The sequence below is a fragment of the Pseudonocardia sp. ICBG1293 genome, assembly GCF_020131355.1.
Classification (GTDB): domain Bacteria; phylum Actinomycetota; class Actinomycetes; order Mycobacteriales; family Pseudonocardiaceae; genus Pseudonocardia.
This window is the reverse complement of record NZ_JAHLEL010000086.1, coordinates 1-11,924: the sequence shown is the minus strand read 5'-3', so window position 1 is coordinate 11,924 and position 11,924 is coordinate 1. Positions and strand designations below refer to the sequence as shown.

Genomic DNA, 11,924 nt, shown 5'->3' with positions numbered 1-11,924 from the left:
AGAGGTCGTTTCAGAACGACTTGTCGAGTTCCATTGACCCCTCGACGACAGATCAAACGGCAGGTCAGATAGCCGCTTGTCGTCTACAACAGACACGTCGACCTCGTTCTGAAATGACCTCTAAAGTGCGCAACCAGGTGACGATGGCCTTCAGTGCAACTCCGCCGCGTAGGTCAGGGAGTTTGTCGTAGCGGGTCGCGAGGCCGCGCCACTGCTTGACCTCGCAGAACCCGCGTTCGACGACGTTGCGGCCGCCGCGGTAGTCGACCCGGTCGAACGCCGGTGGTCGACCGCCGCGTGTGCCGCGTCGTTTCCGGGTCCCTGCTGGTCAGCCGGCTCCGGGATGACCGCGACGATCCGTCGTCCGCGCAGGTGGGCGCGGATGGCGCGTGAGGAGTAGGCCTTATCTGCGCGGACCCGCTCGGGCCGGGTCCGCGGTCGGCCCGGACCGACCCGTCCGACGCTCAGATGTGACATCAGGTGCGCGAACATCGGGGCGTCACCGGCCTGGCCAGGGCCGACCAGTACGACCAGCGGGCGGCCGTGTCCGTCAACGAGCTGGTGGATCTCCGTGCCGAGCCCTCCGCGGGAGCGGCCCCAACGCGTGATCGGGCGGCTCGATCAGCAGATTCTTGTAGTTCGATCCGGCCCCCTGTGTCCCGCTGCAGGGTCGCGGCGTGTTGGTGAGCGCGGATGATCGTCGAGTCGACCGACACGGCCCAGTCCACGAGACCGGCGGAGTCGGCATCGGCGAGCAGAGCTGCGAGAACCTGGTCCCAGGTGCCGTCACCGCAGTAGCGGCGGTGGCGTTTCCATAGGGTCTGCCACAGCCCGAACTCGACCGGGACATCACGCCAGGCCCGCCCGCAGCGGAACCGGTAGATGATCCCCTCGATCACTCTGCGGTGATCGGCGAACGGGCGCCCTGGCATCCCGTCCGACGAGGGCAGTAACGGCTCGAGTCGGTCCCACTGGGCATCGGTCAGGACGGCACGGCGCGACACCTACTGATCATCGCGCAGGCCCGACCAGCCGGGTTAGGAGACGCGCCCTAGCCGAGGTTGGGTGGGAACTGTCGGGGGTGTAGCGCAAACTCCGCTGATATGGAGCTGACTGAGCAGGACTGCGTGGACGAGCTGGAGAGCATCGCAGTCGCGACGACCGACGAGATGCTGGCGGAGGGCGGCTTCGTCCCGCCCCCGACCACGCACATGTTCTGCAACGACCTGGGCCATCAGCCGTACGCAGGCTACGTCCGCACGCGCCCATTCTGCCCGGGCGATGACGCGCACACGGCCATCGAGACCCTCGGCCTCGTCGCGTCGTTCGTGAACGCCTCACGGCTGGTGCTGGCCTGGGAGCAGGCCGACCTACAGATCGCGTTGCAACGCCCCGGCGAGCCGATGCCGACGGGGCTCGTCGTGGTCGATGCGCCGCGGGTCGGTGAGCACGTCGTGCGGTGGAACCCGGCCGAGTTCGTGCGAACAGGGACCCGCGCGGACGGCTGCCCGATCGTTGCAGCGTCCTGGGGGCCGACGCAGCGGATCCCGGGTGGCCGGCTGCAGGAGCCGGTGTCCGCCGGCGTTGGAGCTGTGGCGGTCACCGCGGACGTGGTCGGCGATGGAGATCGCCGAGGCCTACCTCGACATGGAGGACGACGGCTACCGGATGGCGTGGCCAGTGCGTCCCGACGACGAGCCGCCGCAGCGGTGGCCGCTGTGGCGGGCCGTCGTCGAGGCGATCGTGACCGATCCGGGTCAGCCCCAGCGCTCGGCGTAGTAGCCCTCGCTGTCGTCCGTCTCGTCGGCGTACGGGTCGTCGCGGTGATGGTCGACGTCGCGAGCATCCGGGGTATCGAGACCGGCCTCGTAGACCTCCTGGGCCTGGATCTCGTCCAAGGCCCGGCGGGCGCGAGTGACCGCGTCCTCCGACTCCGCGGTGGTCGGCACCCGGACGTCGTCCTCGCGCCGCTCCCGCGGCTCGGCCGCGGCGGTCTCCCGCAGGTCGGGGACCGCCGTCTCCAGAACTGGACCGTCGTCGAGGGCCTGATGCTCGTCGACGGGGCCGTCGTCGAGGTCGTGCTCGGTGATCGGGCGGTACTCGTCCTCGGCGCGCATGGCCTCGTCGTGGGCGGTGAGCCACTCATCGGCGGTGACCCGCTCGTCGGGGGCGTCGCGGTCGCTGTTGCGGTGCGCGAGCACGATTACCGCGCGGTCGTGCTTGTCCCGGTCGTCGGCGGTGCGCAACAGCCAGCGTCCGCGGGCGGCCTCGACCTCCTCCAGGTCGCCGGTGCGCCGATCCAGCTCCGCGACGAGCGCAGCGGCACCGTCTGCGGCCTGGCGCAGCTCGGCGGCGCGGGCCGGGTCCGTCGCGGCGTCGGCTTCGGCGCGGTGCAGGGTGGCGGCCGCGCGGTGGTGCTCGGCGGCCTGGCGAGTTCCGGCGAGTTCGTTGGCGACGTAGCGGGGCGCCCACGCCTGCTGTCGCTCGTAGGCGCGGACCCGCATCCTCAGCGCGCCGTCGGACAGCTCGAACTCCTCCCGATCCGCCCGGGGCCGACCCAACGCCTCCCACCCGTCGCAGTACGCCGCGTGATGCTCCACCATCCCAGGCTTCGGCGCAGCGCCGAGCACGTCGACGGCCTCGACGGGGCGGCCTCGGCGCCGTCGGCGTCCTCGCGGCCGGTCAGGGTGCGGCAGGCGGCGACAGCGCCGGCCTTGCGCTCCCACTCGGCGCGGGCCTCCGCGTCGTCCCGGTCGGGGACCGCGCCGAGCAGGTCGGCCGCCCAGCGCGGCGGCTCGGCGGCGACCTGCGCGCCGAGGTCGGCGGTGCGCTGGTCCAGGTGCTCGGCGAGCCGATCGAGGTAGCGGGTCATCTGCGGGTCGTCGAGCTGCGGGACCCGATCGGCCCAGGTGCCGACGTCGGGTTCGAACCGCTGCCGGTCGCGTAGACGGGGGCGTGGATGACGTTGGTGAGGTTGCGGGCCCCGGTGAGTGGCTGGCCGGTGATCGTTTCGTGCAGCGCGGCGTACGGGTCGGTGCCCGACACCTCGGCACGGCGCAGCACGCGGGTCAGCGACGTCGAGGCGTCCTCTGCGGCGAGCTGGTCACGCTGCTCGACCGTCAGCACGCCGGTGTCGGTGAGCCGGTCCAGCCACGCACTCGTGCGGCGCACCGACGCTTGATGCGCCGCGTCGGCGAACAACTCGGCTGCGACCGGGATCGACTCGGCCCACCGGGCGGAATCCTCGGCGACGGTGAGCGCGGAGCGGTCGGGCTCGGCCAGCTCCAGCGCGGTCGTCAGGACGGCCTTCGGGGAGCGGTGCAGCTGATGGTCCCGGCCGCCGTCCGCGGCGTCGGGCAGCTCGGTCACCGTGGCGACGTAGGCGGTGTTCGCGTCGGTCCCGCGGGTCAGCCCGACCAGCGCCGCCGCGTGGTCGGTCCGGTCGGTGACCACCGAATGACACGTCGTCACCGTGGCGCCCTGCCCGCAGTAGCGGGTCCCCGCGTAGCCGAGGGCGAGGTCGTCGGCGACGTACCGGGGCGAGAGCACCATCCGCTCCCCCGCCCCGCCGTCGCTGTTGCGGGTGAGGTCGGTGGTGACGTCCAGGCCGCCGTCGTCGCGGACCCCGAGGACCCGGAAGCGTTCGCGAGTGTGCGGGGCGCGGGTGTTGCCCTCGTAGCCTGCGAGGTCGTGGCCGATCGCGCGGGCCTCGACGACGTCGCCGACCCCGGCATAGGCACCCGTCCGGCCCAGCCGCACCCCGGACTCGGCGACCAGGCCGAGGTCGACGAGCTGTGCGCGCAGCTCCGAGGACAGCCGGTCGGCCTGGTCGTTGGTGTCGACCAGCAGCAACGACGGGGTGCCGTCGAGGGTGTCGGCGAGCCAGGCGCGGGCGGCGGCGGTCTCGGCGGCGGTGACGTCGCCGCAGTCGATCAACCGGCCCTGGCGGTGGTACTCGTCCAGGACCTCGGTGTCGCCCTCGCGCAGCCGTAGCGACGCCTCGCGCTCCCATTCGTGGGTGAAGCGGCGGGCCTCGTTGAGCTCGTAGCGCGCCCGCCCGCCCGGGAGATGAGGTCCATGCCGCCGCCGGCGCCGATCGCCGCGAGCTGGCGCGGGTCGCCGACCAACAGTAACTTCGCCCCCGCCGCGTCCACGTGCTGGTGGATGGCGGCCAGGGCGGGGGTGTCGGTCATCGCCGACTCGTCCACCACCACGATGTCCCCGGCGTGCAGCCGGAACCCCAGATCGGTGTCGTCGCGGGGGCGGCCGGCGGTGAGCCGGTCCTGCGTGGCCAGCCACGCGGCGATGTTGCGGGCGGTGAGGCCCTGCTCGGCCAGCACCGACGTCGCCGCCTGCGCGGTGGCGAGACCGAACACCCGCCGCTCCGGGCCGCCGCCGGTGAGGTCGGGGTCGGCCCAGGCGCGGGCCATCATCCCGACGGTGAACGACTTCCCCGTCCCCGGCGGGCCGACCAGTGTCTCGACCCGGGCCCCGGAGCCGAGAACGCCGCGCACGGCGGCCTCCTGCGCGGCCCCGAGCCGGGTGCCCTCGGCGGCCAGGCCGACCAGGAACCGGTCGATCACGGCGTCGGGCAGGCGCTCGCCGTCGTGGCGCCCGGCGGCACCGGCGAGGATCCGTTCGGTGTGCACGTGCCCGGTCGTCGCGTAGAGGGTGGCGCCGGGGGCCTCGAACGCCGACTCACCGTTGGCGAGCTTGTACTCATCGGGCAGGACGTCGGCCGCGGGACGCTTGGTCTGCACGCTGGCCAGGTCGGCGGTCATGGCCTCGTCGGCGAGGATGTCGAGCAGCTTCGTGATCTGCGCGCCGTCGCTGATCCCGAGGTGGTCGGGCAGCGCGCTGTTCAGCGCGCGGATGAGGTCCGGGCGGGTCCACACGGTCCGGGAGTTCTGCACCTCGGCGAGCGCGACGGACACGACCTCGCCCGGGGACCACTGCATCGGCGCGACCTCACCCGGGCGGGCGGCCAGGGCGGCGTCGGCGATCCCGGCCAGGCCACCGGCGATCTCGACGTCCATCCGGGCCGCGACCCGGTCGAGCAGATCCTCGCGGGTCTCGCCCTGGTGGGACTTGCGGGCCCGGGTGGCGAGGGTGGCCTGCTGGGCGAGGCGTTCGAGCTGGTAGCCGTTCGGGGCGTGCCCGTAGCGGGTCTCGAACGCCTCGACCAGCTCGGCGGTCTTCGCGGTGACCTTGTGCCGACGCGTGGAGATCAGGCTCATCGCCTGCTCGGACACCCCGACGACCTCGCGGGCCTTGCCGTCCGGGCGGGTCGCCATCACGAGTCCGAGCGACGCCGTGATCCGCTCCTCGGTCGTGCGCTCCGCGACCGCGGCGGCGGCCGGGCGCCAGCGGTGCAGGCTCCGCCCGTCGACGGTGCGCCACACACCGTCCGGGCCTTCGACGCGGTTGAGGATCGTGTTGTGGACGTGCAGCTGCGGGTCCCGGTCACGGGAGTCGTGCTGGAAGAACGACGCCACCGTGAACGCGTGCGCGTCGGCGTAGCGGCCGGCGGCGCCGCCGTGGTGCCCGACCCGGGTGTAGCCGGCCTTGTCCTGCAGCAGCTCCAGCGCGGCGTTGTTCCCGGCCCAGATCGCGTCCTCGACCGCCGTGCGGAACTCGCCCCACGCCGCGGCGGCAGCCTCGTCCCCGGCCTGGCGGGCAGCGACCTCACGGGCCTCGAACGCGGTGTGCAGCAGCGTCACCGACTTCTGCACCGAGAACGTGGCGTCGTAGAACGCGACGTTGTGCCGGGCCGACTTGCCCGCGTCCGTCCGGAGCTGGGCGCGACGTTCCGCCGAGGCGTCCGGCTCGCGTTCCAACGCGGCGGCGTAGATCTCGTCCTCGGACAGGTACCTGCGTCCGGTGTGTCCCAGCGTCGGGACGGTGTCCCACCGGGACGGGTCGTGGAACGCGGTGTCCCGCGGGTCGAGGAACCGCTCGTAGACCGCGCGCATGTCCTGGGCCTCGACCAGACCGTGCAGGCCGAGCTTCTCCGCCCCGGCGCCCCACCAGCGGCCCGGCGGCTCCCCCTCGGCGACGGCGCCGGTGTAGTAGTTCTCCCGCCCAGTGGCGACCTCCTTCAACAGGTACTCGGGGCTGTAGCCGTTGACGATCCTCAGCACCGCGACCACCCCGCGACGGCGGCGAGCCGGTCCGCGCAGGTCTGCGCGGCGGGTGTCGGGGTTGCCGGGAGGCCGGAGGCCGGCCCGGACCCGCGGATCGTGATGCAAGGGTGTGATGGCTTTGATCTTGGGCTCTTGTTGCTCTGTTCGGGGTAGTCGCTCTCGGTTCTCATAGCGTGCTCGGTCGCGGTGGTGTTCTGGCTGCTGGTGGTCATCGGGTGGTCCTGTTCTGGGGCTCGTCGGGGACGAGGTGCAGGGCGTTCGGGGCCTGCTGCGGGGTGTCACGGAGCTGCTGGAGTGCTCGGGCGGCGGTGCCGCGGCCGACGTCGGCGAGGTCCTGCAGCTCGCGCACAGTCGGGAGGTCGCCGTGGCGCTGGCGGTGGGTCTGGGCGGTGGTGCGAGCGCGTTCCTGGGCGCCCGTACCGGTCCTGGGCTCCGCACGGGCCGCCGGACGGGGTGCCGGGTGGGACATCGGCCGCGGCGGGGCCGGGATCACCGGCCCGTCCAACGCGGGCGGGACACCCGGGCCGCGGCCCACCGGATCGGGGCGTTCCACCGGTGTCCGACCGGACGGCGGGACGGTGATGGTCGCCCGGACACGCGCCCCGGACACACCGTCGGACTCGGGCCGGTCCCGGTCCCGGTCCGCGAGGCTCTCCTCGGGGCGGGTCTCGGCGAGGAGGTAGAGCAGGTGCGCGACGACGGCCGCGGCGATCGCGGGCCACGCCCCGACCCCGAAACGCAACACCGCATCCGCCTCGACCGGCGGGGCGCTCGGGGCGGGTGCGGGCCCGGCGAGGAACACCGCCTGCGCCAGACCCGACAGTCCGGCGGCGACGATCACCACGCTCCACGCGTAGCGGGCGGCGCCACCGGACAGCCGCGCGGTCGCGGTGTAGGCGACCAGGGCCAGGCCGTCGGTGATCAGCGGGTAGATCCACGCCACCGCGACCGGGACCCGCGCGGCGACCGCGACCTCGAACAGACCGTGCGCGGTCGCCACCGCAGCACCGATCGCGACGGCCAGGCCCGGCAGCCACACCGACGCCCGCCCCCACCGCGCCCCGCTTCCCGCGGCCGTCATCGCAGCGCCGTCCCGATCGGGCCGGCGTCGACCGCCGGGGCGGGCTCGGGCGGGGCCTGGTCGCGCTGCCCGGCCCACCACCGGGCGATCTCCTCGACGTGATCGGTGCCCGGGACCGGCAGCGCCGCGCCGCCGGGGGCGCTCCAGCCGGGGCGGGTCTGGTGCCGCTCGATCGAGCACGACCCGGCCTCCTTCCGGATCCGGTTGACCACCCCGGGCCGCTGGCGGTCGTGCCAGTCCCCCGCCGCGCCGACCGACGCGGCCGGGCCCTGGTAGGCGGCGAGCCAGGCGTGCATGAGCCAGAGCAGCTCCTCGACGACCTCGGGGTGCCACAGCCAGCACTCGGGCAGCACCTTCGCCGCGTCGGGGTAGCGCAGGAACACCGCCTGCGCCCACCCGCACAGCTCGTCGAGCAGCCGCCGGGTCTCGGCGGTGTCGACCGGGGCCAGCAGCCACGACGGCGCCGCCGGGATCCGCCGTCGTGCGGTCACCGCGGCCAGCGCCTCGGAGAGCTGTCCGACGAGCCGCCCCAGCTCCCCGACCTGGTCCGGGATCGGCTCCAGCTCGGCGACCTGGCGGCGCAGCGTGTCGACCTGACCGGCCAGCCGGGCCAGCGCTCCGCCCTCGCCCGGTTCGGGGTGCAACGGCGGGTTCACCGCTCCCACCCCGTCCCGTCGCCGTCGCCCGACGGGGCCCGGCCCGGGTCCGGTGCGTCGTCGAGCTGGTCGGCGACGGCCTCGGCCTGCGAGACGCGAACCAGGTCGGAGAAGCGGCGGACCTCGACCTCGGTCAGCGGCCGGACCCCGTCCTCGGCGGTCTCATCCGGCGTGAACCACATCCCGCCGACGAACGCACCGTGCCCCTCGGCGAGAACCCGCTCACGGTCTCCGGGCTCCTCGATCTCCGCCGGAGGGCTGTCGTCCGGAGTGTGCAAGTCGTCCTCCTGGTCGTGGTCGTTCTGGTCCTGGTGGTGCTGCTCGGTGAGAGCGGCCGCGGTCGCGGCGGCCTCTGCTGCGGTGGCCCGGGCGTCGTGAGCCGCGGCGGCTTCGCGGTGCGAGCGCTCCCGGCCCTCTCGGGCGACGGTCACGAGCCGCGGCTGCGGGTCGCACGCCGTGGTGTTGGTCAGCTCGTCGAGCCCGACGCGGTGGGCGCGGTAGCCCCACATCTCCGCGTCGGAGTGCAGCGCGAACAGCCGGGTCGGGTCGGTGATCGCCGACGTTCCCCGGGCCTCTCGTAGCCGCGACGACCGCGGTGGCGTCGGCACGGGTGCGGGCCTGGGCGACGGTCTCGCCACCCGCGGAGTCGACCCACCCGAAGCGGGCGCGGGCGTCGTCGAGGTCGAACTCGTCGAGCCGCCACCCCGAGGCCGGTCGGCCGTGGACGCCGGTGGCGTCGCGTAGGTAGGACGCGACGACCTGCTCGGCGTCGGACCGGCCGCCGGGGAGGTCGGCGGCGAGCCGGTCGACGGCCTGGGCCGGGGTCCACATCTCGTAGCGCTCGCTCATCGCTGCCACCGCCCGTCACCCGCAGCGCCGTCGACAGGCCCCGACGGACCCACAGCCCCACCGGGGCCGGTGCCGAGGGACGGCTCGTGCAGCGCAGTCGCCTCGGCGGCCTGGTCGTGCTCGGTGCCGCGGCGGATCGCTCGCAGCTCCGCGAACATCGCGTTGGACGACCACACCCGCTCCGCCGCCTCGCCGAACCGCTCCGGCCAGCGTGCGGCGAGCACAGTGAGGGCGTGTCCAAGCTGCTGGTCCGCCCAGGCGCGCAGAGCCTCGCTGCGGCGGTGCCAACGGGTCTCCGCCTCGATCCGGGCCAGCAGCCGCGCCCGACGCCGCACGTCGCGGCGGCGCCACGCCATCTGCGCCCGCCCAATCACCGGCGCGATCCCGCGCCGGATCACCACCACCCGACCCGCGGGCAGATTCGCGATCTGCGCCGGCGCAAGCACCGGCACCTTCCGGACCGAGCGGGAGGCGACGCGGCCGTGGTCATCGGTCGTGGTGACCCGCTCGTCCCGCTCTCCGGCCAGGGTGGACCAGAACTCCAGATCGGCCTTGTCCCGCGTCCCGCCGAAGATCATCACCGCGGCGGTGTTGTTCAGGATCGTCGCCGCCTTGTGCTCACCCCAGCGGGCCAGGAGCTGGGCCCGGGACTGGAACGCGCACAGGATCGTCACCCCACGACCGCCCATGTCCGCGGTCCACGACTCCAGCGGGACCGGGGAGATCAGGGCGGCCTCGTCCAGGAACAACCCCAGCGGCGGATCCAGCCGCCCCTTCGGCTGCCCGGCGGCCAGCCGTCGGGCCTCGCGGGCGATGTGCCCGGTCAGCGCACACACCAGTGGGGCGGTCTGGGCCTCCTCGGCGCCGAGCAGGAACACCGTCGCGCGGTCGTCGAGGAGCCGGGCGACGTCGAAGCCGTCCCCCGGCTTGGCCGCCGCGGCGGCGGCCGGGTGGGTCAACCAGCCCAAGGCGGGCATCACCGACGAGGTGATCGAGGAACGGGTCCGCTCGTTCGTGGTCAGGAACTGCATGACGTCCTGCTCGAACGCCGTCACCCCCGACCGACGCAACAGCGCCGGGACCTCACGCCCGGCCGTGTCGGGGTCGGCGACCCAGCCGAGGACGTCGGCCATCCGCTTCCCACCGAGGGCGGCGGCATGCAGCAGGGCCGCGAGGACGCGGCGGGCCTGACCGTCCCAGAACTCCCGATCCCCACCCGCCCCGGACGCGACCGCAGCGAGCATGTCCGTCGCCCGCTCGGTCGCGGTCACCGGATCCGAGCAGCCGGTCAGTGGATCGAACGTGATCGTCGAGGTGCGGTCGCCGAGGCCGGCCGGGTTGAACACGAACACCTCACCCCGGGTCTGCCGCGCAACGGCGCGCACAGGTCGAGCAGGTCGGTGCGGGTCGAGGTCACCGGGCCGCGCCCGGGGCGTCCAGGACACGGCCAGCGAGCCAGCCGGTCTTTCCCGTGCGGGGCCCGCCAACGACGATCACCACGTCCTCGACCAACGCCCACACCCGCAACACGCCGGTGCGACACAGCTCCACCGCCGCCTCGGAGGTGGCAAGCCGAAACCGCTGCCACCGCGGCGGGCGGCCAGCGACGGCCGGACCGTGGCGGTGCGGCGCCGGACCGCGAGGGTTCCGGCGTGGCGGACGATGTCCAGCGACGACGCGACGCCGACCTTGCGGCGGGAGCGGGCCGCCCAGCGGGACACCGTCGCCGAAGAGCGCGACCAGCGGTGCCACACGATCACCCCCGCCAGACCGACCACCGCGACAAGCGCGGGCCAGGACAGGGCGGTGACGATCGTCGCCGCCGGGAGCAGTGCGACCACGGCGAGGCCGGCAGCCAGAGCGCGGGCGCCGCGCGACCAGGCGAGCAAAGCGCCCGCGGCGAACACGCCGAGGACGAGGGCGGTGGAGCTGAACAGGATCTCCATCAGTCCGTCCGCCCCTCGTTCCACGACTGCACCTCGGCGGTGTGGCGGGTGCAGCCCTTGGCGTGGCCGTCCTCGCTGTTGGCGGGTTGCCCTCGAACGAGCCGTGGTCGGTGACCAGGCCGTCGCAGGTCGAGCAGCGCCAGTACGCGCACGGCGTCCGGAACGAGCGCACCCCGTCCGGCTCCGGGTCCGGGCCCGGCCGCAGACCAGCCAGTCGAACACCGCCTCCCCCACGACTGCGACCTCGTCGGTGGTGATGCCGAGCGCGTCGGCGATCTGGTCCCAGGACCGGCCCGCCGCGCGGGCGGCCCGGGCGTACTCGGTCAGCTGGGACTCCGCCACCGTGTGCACGAGCAACGCGGCCCGGATTCCGGCCAGCGGATCGTCGAGGCGGCGGTCGGTGAACACCGTGAACCCCGGGATCGGAACCTCGGACTCGGCCGCGCCGAACGCCTCGACGGCGATCCGGCGCACCAGCTCACGGACCCGCCCGGACACGGCGGTCCTCGGGACGCGTCGAACACGCTCATCATCGACCACCGCCCGCGGTGACCACGAGGGCAGCGGCCCACCGGTCGACGGTCCGGCGGGTCACGCCCAGCGTGCGGGCGACGTCGCCGCGGTCGGCTCCCGCGGTGAGCGCGGCGCAGCCCGCGGCGATGACTGGCGCCCGATCGGTCCGCGGCGACGGCACGGGCACGACGGCCGGCCGTCGCTCGATGCGACGACTCCGGGGCGTGGCCCGGCGGGCGCGGCGCCGCTCGTCCTCGGTCAGCCCACCGGCGATGCCGTGCGGCTGCTCGGCGATGGCCCACGTCCGGCACGCGGCCATGACCGGGCACCCGCGCACACACGCACAGCGCCCGCCGCTCCTCCGCGGCCAGGGCTGCACCGGCGGTCGCGGGTCGGAAGAAGAGCTCCGGATCGACGTCGCAGCAGGCCGCGCGGGCCCGCCAGTCCAGCTTCTCGCCCCGCCCGGGGCTCGGGTCTACGGTGAACACCTCTCCTACCTCCTGTTGGTTGGTGAGAGCGGCCCGGCGGTGTGCTTCCGCCAAGAACCCGTCGCCGGGCCGTCCCATCTCCTGCGTGCTCGCCTCGATCACGACGTGTCCCCTCGCTCCGGGGACCGAGCCGGGGCGGCGAACAGCCCCGGCAACGCGTCCAGCTCCGCCCGCTCTTCGGTGCCGGTCGGCCGCCGAGTTCCCGGCCCGCTCGGGCGCAGGGGACGACGTCGGCCAGGTGCGCGAGC

The 11,924-nt window shown here is 74.1% G+C and carries 10 protein-coding genes and 2 pseudogenes; 1 reads left to right on the top strand and 11 read right to left on the bottom strand.

What is annotated here, in order from left to right:
- Positions 1 to 64 precede the first annotated feature (64 nt).
- Positions 65 to 1,004 (bottom strand): annotated as a pseudogene (locus tag KPF47_RS38295) (IS5 family transposase).
- 616 nt (positions 1,005 to 1,620) lie between these two features.
- On the opposite strand from KPF47_RS38295, the gene KPF47_RS38290 reads away from it, so the two are divergent.
- Positions 1,621 to 1,779 carry a hypothetical protein gene (locus tag KPF47_RS38290; RefSeq protein WP_224393210.1) on the top strand — a complete coding sequence of 53 codons (159 nt, stop codon included), beginning with the start codon at positions 1,621 to 1,623 and terminating at the stop codon, positions 1,777 to 1,779.
- Here KPF47_RS38290 and KPF47_RS38285 read toward each other — a convergent pair.
- From KPF47_RS38285 to KPF47_RS38240, 10 genes and pseudogenes are all read right to left on the bottom strand, one after another.
- Positions 1,758 to 2,561, bottom strand: a complete 804-nt coding sequence (locus KPF47_RS38285; protein WP_224393209.1) for a hypothetical protein — start codon at positions 2,559 to 2,561, stop codon at positions 1,758 to 1,760. The genes KPF47_RS38290 and KPF47_RS38285 overlap by 22 nt on opposite strands.
- Positions 2,507 to 2,872, bottom strand: a complete 366-nt coding sequence (locus KPF47_RS38280) for a hypothetical protein (protein ID WP_224393208.1) — start codon at positions 2,870 to 2,872, stop codon at positions 2,507 to 2,509. The genes KPF47_RS38285 and KPF47_RS38280 overlap by 55 nt, the downstream gene beginning before the upstream one ends.
- Positions 2,869 to 3,936 (bottom strand): hypothetical protein, encoded by a 1,068-nt coding sequence (locus tag KPF47_RS38275; RefSeq protein WP_224393207.1) that lies wholly within the window; start codon positions 3,934 to 3,936, stop codon positions 2,869 to 2,871. The genes KPF47_RS38280 and KPF47_RS38275 overlap by 4 nt, the downstream gene beginning before the upstream one ends.
- Positions 3,933 to 6,140: a MobF family relaxase gene (gene mobF / locus KPF47_RS38270; protein ID WP_224393206.1), complete on the bottom strand. Its 2,208-nt coding sequence runs from the start codon at positions 6,138 to 6,140 to the stop codon at positions 3,933 to 3,935. The genes KPF47_RS38275 and mobF overlap by 4 nt, the downstream gene beginning before the upstream one ends.
- A gap of 211 nt (positions 6,141 to 6,351) precedes the next feature.
- Positions 6,352 to 7,224 (bottom strand): hypothetical protein, encoded by an 873-nt coding sequence (locus KPF47_RS38265; protein WP_224393182.1) that lies wholly within the window; start codon positions 7,222 to 7,224, stop codon positions 6,352 to 6,354.
- The gene (locus KPF47_RS38260) at positions 7,221 to 7,880 is read right to left on the bottom strand and encodes a hypothetical protein (RefSeq protein WP_224393181.1); all 660 of its coding nucleotides are present in this window, start codon (positions 7,878 to 7,880) and stop codon (positions 7,221 to 7,223) included. Before KPF47_RS38260 ends, KPF47_RS38265 begins: the two co-directional genes overlap by 4 nt.
- Positions 7,877 to 8,488 (bottom strand): hypothetical protein, encoded by a 612-nt coding sequence (locus KPF47_RS38255; RefSeq protein WP_224393205.1) that lies wholly within the window; start codon positions 8,486 to 8,488, stop codon positions 7,877 to 7,879. Before KPF47_RS38255 ends, KPF47_RS38260 begins: the two co-directional genes overlap by 4 nt.
- Positions 8,489 to 8,725: 237 nt before the next feature.
- Entirely contained in the window at positions 8,726 to 10,114 is a 1,389-nt protein-coding gene (locus KPF47_RS38250) for a type IV secretory system conjugative DNA transfer family protein (protein ID WP_224393204.1), read from the bottom strand.
- 108 nt (positions 10,115 to 10,222) lie between these two features.
- Positions 10,223 to 11,173: a hypothetical protein gene (locus KPF47_RS38245; protein ID WP_224393203.1), complete on the bottom strand. Its 951-nt coding sequence runs from the start codon at positions 11,171 to 11,173 to the stop codon at positions 10,223 to 10,225.
- Between the two features lie 226 nt (positions 11,174 to 11,399).
- A pseudogene (locus KPF47_RS38240) lies at positions 11,400 to 11,637 on the bottom strand (WhiB family transcriptional regulator); the annotation flags it as partial.
- Positions 11,638 to 11,924: the final 287 nt, after the last annotated feature.

Coding starts and splice junctions, on each gene's coding strand:
- KPF47_RS38290 (WP_224393210.1), top strand. CDS start 1,621: ATGGAGATCGCCGAGGCCTACCTCGACATGGAGGACGACGGCTACCGG.
- KPF47_RS38280 (WP_224393208.1), bottom strand. CDS start 2,872: ATGACCCGCTACCTCGATCGGCTCGCCGAGCACCTGGACCAGCGCACC.
- KPF47_RS38265 (WP_224393182.1), bottom strand. CDS start 7,224: ATGACGGCCGCGGGAAGCGGGGCGCGGTGGGGGCGGGCGTCGGTGTGG.